Source organism: Streptomyces poonensis (assembly GCF_014650915.1).
GTDB lineage: Bacteria > Actinomycetota > Actinomycetes > Streptomycetales > Streptomycetaceae > Streptomyces > Streptomyces poonensis.
Genome location: NZ_BMVW01000018.1, coordinates 49,554 through 66,307 on the forward strand (window position 1 = coordinate 49,554; position 16,754 = coordinate 66,307).

Here is a 16,754-nt window from a genome sequence, read left to right on the forward strand (position 1 = left end):
GGCCGCTCTGGGCGTCCCGTTCGCGGTCGAACAGGACTGGCTGACGCGGGTGCTGACGGCCACTGACACTAGTAGGGCTTGGTCAGGTTCATTCGTGAGTGGCGTGTCTGTCTGCTGGCAGGTGTCGTTGGGGTGGTGTGACACCTGAGGAGATGGGTGGGGTCCGGGAGGACCTGGAGGCGTTCGCGGCGGAGTTGTTCGATGGGTTCTTCCGTGCGGATCAGCGGCGATGGGGGCAGGCGTATGTGCGGGGGCTGCTGGACGGCAGACGTAAGTCGGTGGAGCCGATGGCGGCTCGTCTCGGTGCGGACGGCAACCGCCAGGCACTGGCGCATTTCATCACCTCCAGCCCGTGGGACGCGGCCCATGTGCGGGCCCGGCTGGCCTGGAGGATGCACGAGGCGATCGGCCCGGAGGCGTTGATCGTCGACGACACCGGCTTCCTCAAGGACGGGGACGCCTCGGCGTGTGTGGCCCGGCAGTACACCGGCACCGCGGGCAAGGTCACCAACTGCCAGGTGGGGGTGTCGCTGCACCTGGCCACCGACCGTGCCTCGGCCGCGATCGACTGGCGGCTGTTCGTGCCGGCCGGCTGGGATCCGGCCTCGCCCGGAGCCGATCCGGTCAAGGTCGCCCGCCGCACCCGCTGCGGTGTCCCCGGCCAGGTGGGCCATGTGGAGAAGTGGCAGCTGGCCCTGGACATGATCGACGAGGCCCGGTCGTGGGGTATCGACGTCCCCCTGGTCGTCGCGGACGCCGGCTACGGCGATGCCGCCGCCTTCCGCCACGGGCTGGAGGAACGTGGTCTGCCCTACGCGGTGGGCATCTCCTCCCGTCACACCGCCCATCCGGCCGAGGCCCGGCCCGTTCAGCCCGCCTACGCGGGCACCGGCCGGCCACCGACAACGCGGTATCCCGATGCGCCGCAGACCGTGAAGGACCTGGTGATCGCGGCTGGCCGGACGGCGGTCAAGCCGGTGTCCTGGCGGGAGGGATCCCGGCCGGGCAAGGGCCGAAGTGGCTTCAAGCGTATGTACTCCCGGTTCGTCGCCCTCCGGGTCCGCCCCGCCGGACGCGGCGTCCGCCGGGCCGCCGGCGGTCCGGAGCTGCCCGAACGCTGGCTGCTGGCCGAGTGGCCGGCCGGCGAGAGCGAGCCGGTGCAGTTCTGGCTGTCCAGCCTGCCCTCCGGGATGCCCCGGGCGACGTTGGTGCGGCTGGCCAAGCTCCGCTGGCGCATCGAGCACGACTACCGGGAGATGAAACAGGGCCTGGGACTGGCCCACTTCGAGGGCCGCACCTGAACCGGCTGGCATCACCACGTCACCCTCGTATCCGCCGCCCACGCCTTCTGCACCCTGCAACGACTGACACGAGACCCAAAAGACGCGACGCAGGACTGAGTCTCTACCAGGTCGTCCGCGAACTGCAGACACTCCTCGTCACCTGGACCGGCGCCTGCCCCACCTGTCACCGCGACATACCCACACCCATACGAACCTGACCAAGCCCTACTAGGGGCAGACATACGCCTCAGGACTGGGAGGCAGCCGACCGTACCCGCAGGGGCCGCCTTCCGCATCCTCGGCCGGGCGATCGCCTTGCACGGTCGGGAAGGGCAGGGGTACCAGGAGACGTTGCGCTCGACCGTCGCCTTCGGAGAGGACATGACCACCGATCCGGTCCTGGCCGCCAATCCGGAGACGACGGGCTGGCGGGGACTGCTGCTGCGTCACTACTCCGTGGGCGCCTGGCGCAGATTGTGGGCCGCTCTCGTGTCCAGCATCGGCTCCAAGGAGGGGGAGGCCGATCGGACGGATCAAGCTCGTCGCCCGCAACGCCTTCGGCTTCCGCAACGCAGAGGACCAACGCCTACGCACACGCTGCGTCACCACCCGCCGAGCCCGCGGACACCTCCGCACCGCTCAACTTTGAAGACCCGTTTTCGTCCGCCCACAGCGTGGTCACGGTGACCACCGCGTTGTCTGTCTTGCCGTAGCGGCCCAGCCACTGCCGGCCCACGTGGGCGGTCGCCGTCCCCTCCTTGGGATCGCCGGAATCGTCGATGACCAGCACCTGTCCCGCATGCGGGACAGTGCGCGAGTCATCCAGCAGCCGCTGAAGACGGCGGACGTTGATCTGCTCGTGCTCCCACGGGGACTCGGAGAGGAAGACTTGCAGCCGCTGCACCGCCGGGTGCTGGGACCCGGCCATCGGCTCCGCCCCGGCCAGACAGGTCAGCGTCTTGTTCCGCTCCCGCGGCGCCAGCAGCCCCGTCAGGTACTGGCGGAAACCCGCCGCTGAGCCAGCGAGTCGAGCAGATCATCAAAGCCGGCGGCGTAGTCCTCGAGCGGCCCCGGCGCCGGTGGACACGGACGACGAGCGGTCATGACAGCCACCCCTGCTCGTCCTTCTACTGCGACGACTGCCCGACAGCAACAAACCACCGCTAGTAAAAGGTCTCGGTGAACGCGAAAGTCCCGGCGCGAGCGGTGGCCCGGTCGGGCCACTCACGTCAGCTCGCTCAAAGGCTCACCAGTGACTGCGGCACTTTTGAACACCTTGCGGTACAGCCTTTCCCGCACGGAGAAGCCCGCCTCCCAGAGGTCGGCATCAAGTTGTTCGTGACCGGTGTACATCCACCCCGACCGTTCGTAGAAAGCGCATGCGGGAAGGTTGTCGCTGAACACCCACAGGATCGCCGTGTGCAGGCCCGCCGTGGCCAACCATGTCTCTCCCTCGGCGAGCAGCAGTCGTCCGACGCCGGTGCCGATGTTCTGCGGGTCGACGAACAGATAGGTGACCTCGCCCACGCTGGCACCGTCGATGACGATGCCACCAGGGAAGGTGCACGTGCCGACGGGTGGGTTGTGCCTGGTTTCGATGAACCCGACGACGTGCTCGTCGTGGCACGCCACCGCGACGTGATGGTGGGCGGGCAGCGCATCGAGGTGGTCGGTCCAGCGTGGGATCTGCACGCCGGGCACATACTTGGCCAGCTGGGAAGGCGGCAGCACGTCCTGGTAGGCGTGGCGGCATGAAGCCGCGAAGACGTCCGCGATGTTCCTGGCGTCGGCGCGTGTCGCGTCGCGAACTTCGACGCCCTGCGGTGATGACACTGCGATGCCTCCGTCATCGTTGTGTTGGCGGCAGCGGTCGCGGTGTTGGACGCTGCGGAAAGATCGACGCGCTGAGGTCGAGGACGAGGACGCCTGTGCGAAGTCCGACGGTCACGGTGGCTCCATGTGCCGTGCGCTCGGTGGCGCGGGTGTCGGGCCGTTGCTGGCGCAAGGCGTGGACGGGCACGCCGACGGGAATCGTGTGCACGGCGGCACCGGTCATGCAGTCCCAGAGGCGAACGGTTCCGTCAAAACTGCCGGATACCAGGAGGGTGCGTCCGTCGGTGGCGGTGGTGCACGTGAGGGCGCGGACCTGGTCGGTGTGCCCGGTCAGGGGTGCGGTGACCGGTCGGCCGGTGCAGACGTCCCACAACCGGACGGTACCATCGGCGCTGGCCGAGGCCACACGGGCTCCATCGGACACGCGGCGGCGCGGTAGGGCCGTCAGGGACCAGACCGGGCCGTCGTGACCGACTAGGGGACTGCGGTATTCAGTGCCGGCGGGCACGCTCCACACGCGGAGGGTGCCGTCATCGCCCGCCGAAATCAGCAGCTGCTCGTTTCGGGTGTTTGTGACGCACAGGTCGCGTACCGGCCCGGAATGCCCGCGCAGACGACGCAGGCCGATCCCCGGCGGGGCGTCGGCGGCGTGGGGGAGCGACAGCAGTACCAGGGCGCCGCTGCGGCCGGCGGCGGCCACGAGGGGCGACCCGTCGAGGGGGCACAAGGCGAGAACGGCACCGTCGTCCACCCGGACCGGTGGCCACCGTCGGCGGTCGCTGCCCGGATCGATCCAGTGCACGAGTCCCGTGGCGTCACCGGCCAGCAGCATCGGTGTGTCGTCGGTCGTGTGCACGGTGGCCGCAGTGGTGCGCCGTGGGGCGGGGGCGGGAACGGCTGTGAGGTCGGCCGTGGCCCCGTCCCATGCGTGCAGACTGCCGTCACCGGCCAGGATGAGACAGCCGGCGGCCGTGCCCTCGGAAGCGATGACGGCACGGATCGTGTCGGGAGATTCGGTCAGAGGCTCGCCGACGGCCCGGCCGGTGTTGGGGTCCCAGATGCGTACCGTCCTGTCGTCACCGGCAGAGGCGATCAGCGGATACCGGCCCGGAACACCGTCCGGCCGCAGGTCCGGCAACGGGCAGGCGGTGGAGACACAGCCGGTGTGCCCGGTCAGGGAAGCGTGCACCTCCCGTCCGGTGACCGGTGACCAGATGCGTACGGTTCGGTCGTAGCCGGTGGTGACCAGCAGGGTCGGTGCCGTCGGGTCGTTGGCGGGCAGTGGGCACACACCCAGGATGCTGGCGGTGTGGCCGACCAGAGGCTCGCCGCGCTGCTGCCCGGCGACCGGATCCCAGACCCGCAGGGTTCCGTCGAAGGCCACCGTAGCCAGCAGGACACGCTCCGCCGGGCCGCCGCCGGGCGAGTATGAACAGATGTCCTGGATGTCGCTGGTGTGACCGACGAGGGGCGCGCCGGCGGGTGCCCCGGTCGCCGGGTCCCAGACCCGGACCGTCAGGTCATTGCCGAAGGTGGCCACGAAGGTTCGGCCAGCAGGCCGTCCGTCCGCGGTGTAGCCGGGCAGGGCGCAGACTTCGATCACCCCCTCGGTGTGGTCGGTGCGTATCCGCCCGCTGCAGCGTCCGGAGACGGGATCCCATAGGTCCACTGTTTCGTCCAGTCCGCCGATCGCGATGACCAGGCCCGGGCGCCGCTGCGATGCCTGGTGGTTCATCAGCACGCAGCCCGTCCGAGCCATGCCGTGCGACCGGCCCAGGGGGCCACCCACCCGTTCCCCCGTGTCGGGATCCCAGAGGTACAGCCTCCGGTCTCGGTCGGCACCGGCCAGAAGGGTGCCTTCGGCAGGGGTGCGGCCGGGCACTGTGAACAGGGTCTGGGTGATTCTGACGTTCTCGAGGGGATGGTCGACGGCCCGGCAGACGACGGGGTCCCACACACGCATGGTTCCGTCGAACCCGGCGGTCACCAGAAGCGAGGGCTGCTGTAGATCGCTTGTGGGCAGTACTGCGACTTTGCGGACCGAGCTCGTCTGTTGGATCATGGGTCGGCCGCTCGGCTGCCGGGTGGCCGCCGAGGGCGCAAGCTGCTGGGAGTCGCTTGCGGGCGGTGGTTCGGCCTTGCGGGCCCCGCTCGCCCGGTAGTTCAAGAGCCGGCCGCTCGGCTGCCCGGCCGTGGGGTCCCAGACCCGCACCGTGCCATCGCTGCCCGTGGTGGCGAGCAACGCGGGTCCGTCGGGCTCCTGGCTGGGGAGGACGCAGATGCCCCAGGCCGGTCCGGCGTCGCTGGCCAGCGGATAGCCGACTTGTTCCCGGGTGGCCGGGTCCCAGACGACGACCGTGCCGTCGTAGCCGGTGGTTGCCAGCAGGGTGCGCCGTTCGTTGCTCTGTGGGGGCATCGCGCACACCGTCAGAAGAATGCCCGGGTAGCCGGTGATGGGCTCGCCGATCTCCTTGCGGGTGAGCGGATTCCAGAAGCGCACTGACCCGTCGCTGCCGGCACTGGCGAGCAGGAAGCGGCCCTCGTTCACGGGGTCGGGCAGTGCGCACACGCAAAACACCCGGTTGGTATGCCCGGTCAGTGGCTCGCCGAGCTGCTCCCCGGTGCGCAGGTCCCAGATGCGCACGGTCCGATCGTCACCGCAAGAGGCGAGCAGCGTCTGTCCGGTGGTTGTACCTGGCACGAGACAGACCGCCCAAACCCAGCCGTGGTGACCGGCCAAGGGACGTCCGATCTGCTTTGCGGCGAAGGGGTCCCAGACCCGTACGGTGCCGTCCGTGCATGCCGTGGCGAGCCGGACGGATCGGCCGGGCAGGTCCCCGGGGAACGCGCAGATGCCGAATATGCGACCGACGTGGCCGGTCAGGGGCTCGCCTGCCTGCTGGCCGGTGTGCACGTCCCACAACCGGACGGTGCCGTCGCCACCGGAGGAGGCCAGCATCACGCGGCCGTCGGGGCGCCGGAAGGGAACCAGGTCCTCAACCGTGTCGGTGTGGCCGGTCAAGGGTGAGCCGATGGGGGTGGCGGTGGCAGGATCCCACAGCCGGATGGTGTGGTCGTCACTGGCGGAGGCGATGACGGTGCCCCGCCCGGGAAGGTTGAGGCTGCGGACGCTGTTCAGCGAGGCCGTGTGGCCGCTGAGCCGTACATGCGGGGTGATCGACCGGGCGTGCGCGGCGTAGACGCCCCAGCTGCGGGTGGGTTCGTCGATCACTTGGCGGGCGCTGTGCATGGCGGTCGCCATCTGACGCAGGCCCGCCCGGTCGGCGGGCGGTGCGACTACGAGGGCATCCCGGGCGCTGATGATCCCGGCGATGGCAGGCGGCATGCTCCGGCGTCCGAACAGAGTCCGCAGGGAGTCGGCGGTGACCGCGTCCGGGTCCAGACCGTCGAGGACGGCTGGCCGCCCGGCGAGTGCGTCCCATAGGCCCGCATCGGCGATGTGGCCGCTGAGGTGGCGCGCCAGGTAGGTCGGCAGGCCTGGGGAATCGGTGGCGAGGGCTTCATCCGTGGCCGTGTCGAGCAAGGCGGTGGCCACCCGGAGCCGGTCCTGCCGCGACCTCTCGCGTCGGCTGTCACGGGTGGTGAAGTACTCCGCGAACGTGCGGTGGGCCAGCCGGTAGACCGTGCCCGTCTCGGACCGCCCGGCGGGTTCGGCGCTCCTGGCACTGGGCGCGTCCGCGGTGGGGGAGTCTACGATGATGTAGGCGGCGGCACGGACGAGGAGCTTCTCGATCGCTGACCCCCAGGCCGCTCGAGCATCGGTCCCGTCCTCAAGCCAGTCGTAACCGGTCTCCAGGACGGACGCCATGGTTGCCCAGATGCCGTCTGCCTCGGGCACCCCGCGCCCCCGGGCCAGGGCCAGCGCCCGCAGCAGGGCGGGGAACCGGTCGTTCTCCTCGGTGAGGCGGGTGAGCGCCCGTTCGAACAGGTCTTGGTGGTCACCGGCGAGTAGCCTGGTCAGGGAGGCGGCCCGGTGCCGCGTCAGCATCCGGGCGTTCTCGACGAGCTCGTAAACGGCCAGTCGCGCGTAAAGGAACTCACGATTCTGTCCGGCCACGAAGCAGGAGACCCGCTCGATGTCCGCCTCGGTGACTTCCCTCATGTGGTGCACGGACTCGCCGTGCTGGCCGAATGCCTTGGCCGCCAGCAGCCGCCGCCGGACGTAGGCACGGATCGCGTCGGGGTCACGCGTGACCCGCACCAGCGTGCTACCGGCCCCGGTCGTTCCATCAGCTGCGACGGCCTTCGGCGGGGGGAAGGCCAGAGCCTCGAGGAGGTCGGTGTCCGGGGGCGGGAGGTCGACGACTTCGCGGGTCGAGACACGGGTACCGACCACGACCCGGACCCCGAGTATTGAAGCGATCCGCGCCAGCAGCGACCGCGCGGTATCCAACGGGTCGGTGGATTCGTCGAGCGCGTCGGCCAGGACGGTGAAGGGCGTGTTGGCGGCGAGCGCGGCCGGGCCGGTCACCCGGGTGAGCGAATCGGCGAGCCAGTCCAAGTCGGTGGCCATGCCTACCGAGGCGTCGTGCTGGGACGGCGGCGCTTCCAGGCCGGCCGCGTCCGCAATCCTCGCGATGATCTGTGGCACGGTCAGCCCTGACAGGTGAATCACGGCATGGAAGACTTGATCGGGCGGTGTGTCCTTCGGGGCCAGTGGAGTGGCGAGCCCGCGCCGTACCAGGGCGACGCGCAGGTCGGGCATCGACTGGATCATGACGTTGCCGAGGAGAGCGGACTTGCCCGATCCGGCTCGCCCGCACACCACCAGCATTCCGCTCGTGGTGGTGCGCAACCAGGTTGCAATCTCGAACAGTTCGGTGGTACGGCCCTCGAAGAACCAGGACAGCTCGCCGTACTCGGCGCCGTGGGCCTTGGCCCAGAAGTGCCGGCGTTCGTCGGGAGCCAGAAGGTCGAGGACGTCTTCGAGGTAGAGGATGGTGTCGTAGGAAGCACTCATCCAGGACGCGGCCGGCGGCTGGACATGCACCAGTTGGGCGCCGCCCAGCTGGTGCCTGGCGATTTTGCAGTCCAGTGAGTCCTCCAGTTGGTCCGCGAGGCTTCTGAGGGATATGCGCTGATTGGCGGCGTAGGTGGTGCCCAGCACTCGGCTGAGAGTGTCGGTGAACCGGCCCAGCGTCGTTGCGCCTTCACCCGATACACCGACCAGCAGGACATTGCGCACCCCACCGCCCTGGTCCAACTGGGCGTTCAGCAGCTCGACGAACTTCTTCGAGTCGCACGTGTCCACCACGATGAGCACCCAGCTTTCGCAGCCTGGCCGAGCCTGACGCCGGCGTATGGCGTCGGCCAGCTGCTCGGGGCTCAGGCCAGACTCACCGACGCGGAATGGGCTCTCCGTGTGTGCCAGCGCGGCGCGATGACCGTCGGACCAGCCGTGCCCGACCCAGTAGAGAACCGAGCCGTCGATCGACCGAGCGCCGGAGCCCACCCACTGGTCCAGCCGGTGTTGGACGGCGCTGGCGTTGCGTTCCAGCGCCGGTGCGGCCCACGGGATGTGTCGGCCGCCGAACGGGGCCAACAGCTCGACGACCCTGCCCACCTGGCTGTCCACCGGGAGGTCGGGCAGCGCCGGGTCGTCGAAGTGCCCGATTGACATCGAAAACACCTCGATGGCCGGAGTCGCGGTGACGGTCTGCTCATCGTGCTCGTTCATGCCGCGTCGTCCCGCAGACTTCGCTGGTGCTGTCAGGGGGTTGGTGGACCGAGCGCTGGGGCAGGTCGGCGCTGAGGAGCATGTGGGTCACCGGTGACATACCGCCGCTGTTCGCCTGCACCTGGTACAGGCCCGGGGGCAGGGGCCGACCTGTCGCCACGATCGCCCCGTCCCGCCACTGGACGGAGGGAGCGTCCACTTGGAGCCCGGAGGACAGGTCGATAACCGCACAGCGGACGTCGGTGGGCAGTTCCACGCCTGTGACGCCGACCTGGAACGGGCATCCGGCTTGCACCACATCCGGTACGTCCAGTCCGATTCTGGTCTCGCCCAGCCAGGGGCCGATATGCTGGTCGGTCACCGCGTCCTGAGCCACAAGCACCGCCTCGGCAGCCGCCGCGACCGCGCCGTGTGACTGGGCGACGGGAATGGCCGGTCCAGGTGGGAGCTGAGCGGACTCGCGGGGGACCGTGCCGTCCCCGCCGACATCGACGCAGGTCATGCCGTCCAGGAAAGGGCGATAGGTGAACTGATGCGTTGCCAGCGAACCTCGATCAAGGGTCACTGACTGTACGGTCGGCTGGTGCATGCCGACGACCTGCACATGTCCCATGAGGGGACGGGACGGCCCGTATTGGCGCATGGCCAGCGAGTCGGCCGCCAGTTCCGGGTCCCCTCCCAGGTCCGCGACGTCTGAAGGGGTCAGTCGGCGGGCCGTGGTTCCGTCGGTCACGCACCGGTAGGTCGGCAGAAGGTCGTAGATGCCGGGGAGCGTGACTGCGAGCCGGTGAAGTCGTCCGCGGGGCAATGCTACGCCCCGGCCCGAGCCGAGCATCAGGACGGCCTTGGGCGCGCCGAAGAACGGAGTGCCCAGTGTCACCGTCGTCCGTACTTGTCCGGCCAAGTCCGCGTTCAGACACGCCTGCCACGCGAGGAGACCGCCCATCGAGTGCGCGACCAGAGTCAAGCGTGCGGGCGTATCGGTCTTCTCGCTGGCATGCCGGCGGGCGCGGCCCTCGGCGTAGGCCGGGTGAGCATGCCAGCTCTCAAGGTGCCGGTGGGCAAACTTGGCGAGCAGGCCCGCGTTGTGGACAATGGGCAGCCGCCAGTCGTACGCGAACTCCGCCATCGCTGCCGGGTGCCACACGACGGCACGTAGGGCTTTGCGTAGCCGATCGTACGGCGACAGACCGGCGAGAACTGGTGCGAACGCGGGAAAGCGAATCAGGCGTGTCGCGCGTACCCGCCCGTAGCGCCCAGACCGTTCCTCGGGGGTGAGCCGCAGCGCAGCCAACGATGTGCCGGAGGTCCACGCCGAGACGTACCAGCGCGGGTCCGACAGACCCCACAGGATGTGGCCGGTCGTAGCGTCGACCAGCTCGCTGCCCATGATTCCGGGGATCAAGATAACCGCGTCACTGGTCTGTGGTTGGCTCGTTGCCATCATCCCTCGCGCCCCGCTCCAAGGATGTGGTGTCATCTGCACTGCTCAGACTAGGAAACCGTACATGAATATGCGCTAAAAGGCCCTAACGGAAGCGTTGGATATGCCGATAGGTGATCAGGCAGACGGCGAGGCCGAGGAAGGCCTCGTGGATGTCGTCGCGTCGTTCCCAGCGGATGCGCAGGCGGCGGAAGCCATGCAGCCAGGAGATGGTCCGTTCGACAACCCAGCGGAAGATGCCCAGGCTCGAACCGTGTGGCTGGCCTCGCTCGGCGATGGCGGGCCGGATACCGCGCTTCCGCAGCAGGCGCCGGTACTTGTCGTGATCGTAGCCGCGGTCCGCGAACAGCATGGCGGGCCGTCGCCGGGGGCGTCCGACGACGCCGGCCACCGTGGGAATCTTGTCGAGCAGGGGCAGGAGCTGGGTGACGTCGTTGCGGTTGCCGCCGGTCAGCGACACCGCGAGCGGGATGCCCTGCCCGTCGACGACGATGTGGTGCTTGCTGCCCGGCCGTGCGCGGTCGACCGGGCTGGGCTCGCTTTTGGGCCCCGCCGGGCCGCCCGCACGTGCGAGGAGACGATCACCGCCCGCGACCAGTCCAGCTTCTGCTTCGACCGCAGCTTCTTCAGCAGCATCGCGTGCAGTTGGTCCCAGACGCCGGCCTCGTTCCACGCGGCCAGGCGCCGCCAGCAGGTCATGCCCGAGCCGAAGCCCAGCTCCTGCGGCAGGTACTCCCACTGGATGCCGGTATGCAGCACGAACAGGATCCCGCACAATGCCTGCCGGTCCGGGACCCGTAACCGCCCCTCGACCTGCTTCGGCGCCGGCTCGGGCAGTAACGGCTCGATCAGCGACCACAGTTCATCCGACACGATCCACGGACGCGACTGACGCTTCCCCACAGCCAGACCAGCGAGCAGACAGGCCGCCAGTCACATGATCAGCCGCTTTTGTTAGAGCCAGTTAACGGAGTTTGGCGGACACCAACAAGGACAATGCCAACCGTCAGGTGCGGCTGAGCTTCCTCGGCTGATGCGCGTTGATGCGCGTGACGGAACTGCAGCGGCGAACCCCAGCCGTACCGACTACCTCCTGGCCCGCTCGCAGGGGGAGAGGGTGGCTCCCAGCAGGACTGGGCCCGCGGCTGCTGAGTCCGCCCCTCGCGGGCCTCTGGCCTGATCCGCCTGCTCCTCCCGGCGCACCGACCCCTGGAGACTCAGCGCAGCGCGACCGCGTTGGCGGGGGAGCCGACCCCTCCCGTCAGGTTGAGGGGCTTGACGGTGACCAGGCTCGTCCAGCGGCCGTCGGCGCGGCAGGCCGCCGCGAGGGCCGTGAGGTTCCACAGCTCACCCAGCGGCAGGCCCAGCTTGGCGATCAGCTCCTGGTGCATCATGCCGTCGTCCTCCGGAGCGGAGTCGCGGAAATCGCTGTCGGGCAGGACCGGGAGCACCTCCACGGCGAAGGTGTCGGTGGCCATCAGGGCGATGCGGTGGTCCCAGCACCAGGCGGCGAACGCGCGGCTCTGCGCGAAGCCGGTGGCGCGCCGCGCGGCCCGGGTCGCGGCGCGTTCCCCGGGGTCGGCGGTCAGGTACCACTCCGCCCAGCCGGTGTGCACCATCACCAGGTCGCCCGGCTCGACCCGGCAGCCCTGTGCGTCGAGCGCCTCGTCCAGCAGCTCGGTGGTGAGCGCGGGGCCGTCGGCGTGCGCGAGGGGGGTGCCGCGGTCGCGCAGCAGGCCGTCGACGTCGATCAGCAGGCCCCGCCCGGCCAGGGGTGTCTCGGCCCACAGCTGGACGCCGAGGCGCGGGCCGCGCGGGGTGATCTCGTGGTCCGGTACCCCGTTGTAGAAGCCGTGTCCGGAGGCGCGGCGGTGGCGCAGGCCGTCGATCTGGGTGGTGGCCTGGAGGTGGAAGCCGTCCAGGACGTCGTCGCGGGCCTGCTCGTGCTTGGCGGTGATGCTGTGCCGGGGAATGCCACGGGCCTTGGACATGGGCGGGTCGAAGGCGTCGAGCGCGTAGTCCAGGTTGACCGCGTGGCCCTCGACGATGCTCTCGGCGGCGCGCAGCACGCCCTCGGGGCCCGCGAAGTTGGCCATGCCCCGCTCGGGCAGGTCGGTGAAGAGGTACCAGCTCGAACCGGCGGCCGCGTCGGTGCGTTCGGTGAGCTGCTGATAGGTGGGCAGTGACACGAGGTGGCTTTCCGTTCAGGGACAGCGGGCGGCGACGGCGTCGGCCGCCCGGCGTACTTCGCCGATGAGGCGGGGATGGTCGGACTCGGTGACCTCGCCACTCGGACCCGTGACACCGAGGGCGCCGAGGAGGTGCTCGGCGCGGTGCACGGGCGCGCTGACGGCGGTGACGTCGAGCACCCGCTCACTCAGGGAGAGGGCGTACCCGTCCTCCTTGATCCGCCGCAGGTCCGTCACGAGGCCTTCGGCGGTGACCTGCTCACCGGAGATCCGGGTGAAGGGCGTGCTCCGCTCGACCAGCGTGGTCAGCTCGGCCTCGGGCAGCCAGGCGGCCAGGGCCTTGCCGGCCCCGAGGTGCAGGGGGAGCTTCTCGCCGATCGGGAGCTGGTAGCGCAGCGGGTTGCGGCCCTGGACGCGGGCGGTCAGGACGCGGGCGAGGCCGACCCGGACGTAGAGGCTCGCGGTCAGGCCGGTGGTGGCGGCCAGTTCCTGGAGCACGGGCAGCGCGACCTGGCTGAGGCGGTTGTTGACGAGGAAGGCGTGCGCCGTGGCCAGGGCGGCGGGGCCGGCGACGTAGCCGATGTCCTCCTTCGCCGCCCAGCCGCGCTCCAGGAGGACGTTGAGGATGCGCTGGGTCGTGGCCACGTGGAGGTCGGCGCGGCGCGCGACCTCGCTCAGGCGCAGCGGCTGACGGCTCTCCTCCAGCACACCGAGCACGTCGAAGGCCCGGTCGAGGGAACGCATGGCGGAGGCGGGCGCACTGGTCATGGACGGGCTCCTGAAGGGGCTGCTCGGCACACGGGGTCGCGATAAGACTTATCAGTATGCGAGCGAGCGGGACGTGGATCACACGAGATCCGTCCAGGAGCCCCGGGCTCATTTCGCGGCGGTGGCCGCGGCGGCCCGGTCGTCGGTCCGGTCGTCACTCCGGTCGTCCGGTGTCTCCTTCGCCCCCTTCGACCGGTAGGACAGCACGAAGGAGAGGATGCCGCAGACGCTCGCGGCGATGCAGGTGGGCGGCTGGGCGGTGCTCGCCACCCGCTCCAGCCAGGTCGCGCTGCCGGCGGCGACGGCGACAGCCTGGCCGGCGACGATGACGACGCCCCCGGCGAGGAAGACCACGACGCTGAGACGGAACAGCGGTTCCAGCAGACGGTGAACCATGGTGCGGCCTTTCGGTTCAGACGGGCAGGACGCCGGTGGCCACCGCGGCGCCGATCAGCAGGATGGGGACGCAGTAGTAGGTGACCAGCGGGACGAAGGTGCGGGCCGGGTCGATGCCGGCGATGCCGCTGGCGACGTAGATGGGCGCTCCGGACGGTGGTGAGGCGCCCTCGGTCGAGGCGAAGATGAGCACCGCGACACAGGCGGTGGCCGGCGGCACACCGGCGCCGACCAGCGAGGACACCGCGACCGGACCGATGGCGGCCATGGTCGCGCTGGCGGTGAGCGGGATGGCCACGCCGACCACCAGCACGCCGACGATCAGCGCCATGACCCACAGCGGTGCGTCCACCCCGGCCAGCAGCTCGGTGAGCTGCTCGGGGAGTCCCAGTTCCCCGAGGACGTTGGAGGCGGAGAAGGCGGCCACGATCGTCACCCCGATGACACCGAACTGCGGGGCGGCGCCGCCGAGGACGTCCCACCACTCGCGGCCCGAGCGGGGCAGGTGGCGGTGGCCGAGGATCAGCACCGTGGCGATCAGCAGGACGGGTATCCAGGTGATCAGGCTGATGGCGTCCGACATGGTGACGCCGACCCAGTCGTCCAGCGCGCCGCCCGAGGGGCCCCGGGTCAGCAGCAGCGGCACGATGATCGCGGCGAACAGGAACAGACTCGTCCAGCCGACGCCCAGGCTGGTGCGCAGGGGCAGCAGGTCGGCCCGGTCCATCGGCTCGATCTTGTACCGGCGCACCATGACGAAGGCGGCCACCAGCCGGTACCCCAGACACCACAGTCCGCCGAGGAACAGCGGCAGCACGATGTCGTCGGTGGTGGCCATGGAGGCCACCCCGGCGGTGCCCATCAGGATGAACATGGTGGAACTGAAGGGGAAGGTCACGCCCATGCCGGCGCCGCCCGCGGCGACGGTGGCCGCCAGTTCGCCGCTCACCCTGGACCGCTTCATCCAGGGGATCGTCACCGACCCGACCGCCGCGGTCACCGCCGCTCCGACGTGCGCGATGGCACCGAAGACACCGGCGGCGACGGTGGAGGTGTACACCGGTCCGCCGCGCAGCCGGCCCAGCAGGGAGTTGAGGATGCCCAGCAGGTGGTCCAGGACCGGGGTGCGGGCGAGCAGGTAGCTCATGAAGACGAAGGCCAGCGCGGCGAAGGTGACCTCCTCCTGCATGGCCTCGGCGAAGCCGTCCCACATGACGTGCGCGATGTCACCGCCGGCGAACAGGCCGGTGACGACGAAACCGATGATCAGCGCCTCGCCGATGTTCCGTTTGAGGACGGCGTTCCAGACGATGATGGCCGCGATGTAGCAGCCCAGCGCCCATACGGCGATCACGATGTTCCTCCTGGCGTGGCGGCGGCCGCGGCGCGGATGCTCGCACGTCGGCGTGCTTCCTCGGCCTCGACCTCGCGGGCGGCGGCCAGGACGGCGGACGCGTCCTCGGCGGGGACGACCGTGACACCGTCGCCGTCACCGACGACGAGGTCACCGGGACGGCACACCACGCCGCCCACGGCGATCGGCACCCCGATCCGTCCCGGTCCGAACTTGTACGGACCCGCGGGGGTGACCGCACGCGCCCACACCGGGAAGCCCATCTCCGCGAGCACCTCGACGTCACGGGCGGCACCGTCCAGCACGATACCCACCACGCCCCGCGCCCTTGCCCGCTCGGCGATCAGCTCCCCGACCAGCGCACGAGAGGTGTCTCCCTCACCGTTGACCACCATGATGTCACCCGGCTCGGCCACCCTGACGGCCTCCTGCAACGCCTTGTTGTCGCCCGCGCGGGTCCACACGGTCAGCGCCCGGCCCACGGCCCGCGCGCCGGACCACACGGCGTTGATGCCCGAGTCCAGCAGCCCGAGCCGCTCGGTGGCGTCGCCGATGTTCGCCGTCGGCAGCCCCTCGTACGCCGCGATCAGCTCGGGCGTCACCCGCGTGGTGTCCTTCAGGCCCTCGGGGCGCGCCGCCAGGGCGTGCAGGTCACCGACGGCTCGCGCCAGTGCCGTGTCGAGGCCCAGGTCACGGACGAGTTCCGCGGCGGCCGACATCTCCCGCGCGCGCCGCTCGCCGTGCTTGTGCGTGCCTGAGTAGAGCCGCTCCAGCGTCTGCTCACCGTCGGCGAGTTCCCCGGCGATCTGCTCGCGCACCCACTGCTCGTCACCGGCGGCGCGGCCCGCGTCCACCGCCTCCACGATGACGGCGCCCAGGCCCTTCATGAACAGGCTGCGCAGCAGCTTGCGTGAGGACGCCGCTCCCGGCTCGCCGCCGAGGTCCTCGACCGGGGCGCCGAGTGCGCCGAAGTAGTCGGCGACGACCGAGGCGCCCGGGCCGCTGGCCACCAGCGCGGTGCGGTGCCGGTACTTCGGCACCGACCCGATGACCGAGACATCGGCGAACACGGCTGTCGAGGCGGCGCCCACGGCCTCGGCGATCTGCTGCTTCAGCCGGGGAGCGCCGGCGTTCATGTCGGCGTACACCGTGCTCGCGCCGAGGTGCTCCGCCGCCTCCCGGGCGACGGGCAGGGCCGCCTTGGCTCCGGTGAGACCGAGCACCAGGTCGCAGCCGCGCACGGCCTCGGCGACGGTGGCGGCCCGCTCGATCCGCGGCGGGGTGGGGACGTCCGCCGGATCGAAGCCGCTCACCTCCCAGCCGTGCTCGGCGAACCCTGCCGCATACAGGGTGCCGGCCTCGCCGAGTCCCAAGATTCCGACCCTCATACCCACGCCTTTCTCATACAGTGAGAAGTATTCTCACGAGGTGCGTGAGGATGTTGCTTGTGCGTTAAGCGGGAGTCAAGGGTCTGTTGAATGATCGATCAAAATGGCCGTGCCGGAACTTCCGCGCCATGACGTTCGCGCGGTGGTTCGGTGGAGCGCGGGTGCGGAGGAAGCGGACTTACAGGACGAGCTGGCCGGTGGCCCCGCCGTTGGCGGGGATCCGGCCGTTGACGAACCCGGCCGCGGAGGGTGGGTGCGAGCAGGAAGGCGACCGCGGCCGCCACGTCCTCGGGCGTGGCCGGGTAGCTCTCCGGCTTCTTGGCGGGGGTCTCGTCGTCGTACCTCGCCCGCCGGGTTCCGGTTGGCATCGACCCCGGCGCCACCCCGTTGCAGCACACCCC

At 70.2% G+C, this 16,754-nt stretch carries 9 protein-coding genes and 2 pseudogenes; 1 reads left to right on the top strand and 10 read right to left on the bottom strand.

The window, feature by feature from the left end:
- Positions 1–137 precede the first annotated feature (137 nt).
- Positions 138–1,400, top strand: a pseudogene (locus IE242_RS31660) (IS701 family transposase).
- A 544-nt stretch (positions 1,401–1,944) separates the two neighbouring features.
- Here IE242_RS31660 and IE242_RS31665 read toward each other — a convergent pair.
- From IE242_RS31665 to IE242_RS31710, 10 genes and pseudogenes are all read right to left on the bottom strand, one after another.
- Positions 1,945–2,387: pseudogene (locus tag IE242_RS31665) on the bottom strand (transposase); the annotation flags it as partial.
- Between the two features lie 120 nt (positions 2,388–2,507).
- Entirely contained in the window at positions 2,508–3,116 is a 609-nt protein-coding gene (locus IE242_RS31670) for a GNAT family N-acetyltransferase (RefSeq protein WP_189865495.1), read from the bottom strand.
- Between the two features lie 13 nt (positions 3,117–3,129).
- A complete protein-coding gene (locus tag IE242_RS31675; protein ID WP_189865497.1) occupies positions 3,130–8,814 on the bottom strand; it encodes a WD40 repeat domain-containing protein in 5,685 nt (1,894 codons plus the stop codon).
- Entirely contained in the window at positions 8,798–10,204 is a 1,407-nt protein-coding gene (locus IE242_RS31680) for a lipase/acyltransferase domain-containing protein (RefSeq protein WP_189865499.1), read from the bottom strand. Before IE242_RS31680 ends, IE242_RS31675 begins: the two co-directional genes overlap by 17 nt.
- A 139-nt stretch (positions 10,205–10,343) precedes the next feature.
- Positions 10,344–11,161, bottom strand: a protein-coding gene (locus tag IE242_RS31685; protein WP_373299632.1) for an IS5 family transposase whose coding sequence is annotated in 2 segments (ribosomal slippage) — positions 10,344–10,829 and positions 10,832–11,161 — 816 coding nt in all. Because the reading frame shifts where the segments join, the coding sequence is not laid out codon by codon here.
- 314 nt (positions 11,162–11,475) lie between these two features.
- Complete coding sequence (locus IE242_RS31690) at positions 11,476–12,447, bottom strand: cyclase family protein (RefSeq protein WP_229859703.1); 972 nt, start codon at positions 12,445–12,447, stop codon at positions 11,476–11,478.
- 15 nt (positions 12,448–12,462) lie between these two features.
- Positions 12,463–13,215: an IclR family transcriptional regulator gene (locus IE242_RS31695; protein ID WP_189865500.1), complete on the bottom strand. Its 753-nt coding sequence runs from the start codon at positions 13,213–13,215 to the stop codon at positions 12,463–12,465.
- Between the two features lie 108 nt (positions 13,216–13,323).
- Positions 13,324–13,611: a hypothetical protein gene (locus IE242_RS31700; protein ID WP_030575499.1), complete on the bottom strand. Its 288-nt coding sequence runs from the start codon at positions 13,609–13,611 to the stop codon at positions 13,324–13,326.
- A 16-nt stretch (positions 13,612–13,627) separates the two neighbouring features.
- Complete coding sequence (locus tag IE242_RS31705) at positions 13,628–14,965, bottom strand: TRAP transporter large permease subunit (RefSeq protein ID WP_189865502.1); 1,338 nt, start codon at positions 14,963–14,965, stop codon at positions 13,628–13,630.
- The gene (locus IE242_RS31710; protein ID WP_189865504.1) at positions 14,962–16,353 is read right to left on the bottom strand and encodes an RraA family protein; all 1,392 of its coding nucleotides are present in this window, start codon (positions 16,351–16,353) and stop codon (positions 14,962–14,964) included. The genes IE242_RS31705 and IE242_RS31710 overlap by 4 nt, the downstream gene beginning before the upstream one ends.
- Positions 16,354–16,754 lie beyond the last annotated feature (401 nt).

Coding starts and splice junctions, on each gene's coding strand:
- IE242_RS31675 (WP_189865497.1), bottom strand. CDS start 8,814: ATGAACGAGCACGATGAGCAGACCGTCACCGCGACTCCGGCCATCGAG.
- IE242_RS31680 (WP_189865499.1), bottom strand. CDS start 10,204: ATGGGCAGCGAGCTGGTCGACGCTACGACCGGCCACATCCTGTGGGGT.
- IE242_RS31695 (WP_189865500.1), bottom strand. CDS start 13,215: ATGACCAGTGCGCCCGCCTCCGCCATGCGTTCCCTCGACCGGGCCTTC.
- IE242_RS31700 (WP_030575499.1), bottom strand. CDS start 13,611: ATGGTTCACCGTCTGCTGGAACCGCTGTTCCGTCTCAGCGTCGTGGTC.
- IE242_RS31710 (WP_189865504.1), bottom strand. CDS start 16,353: ATGAGGGTCGGAATCTTGGGACTCGGCGAGGCCGGCACCCTGTATGCG.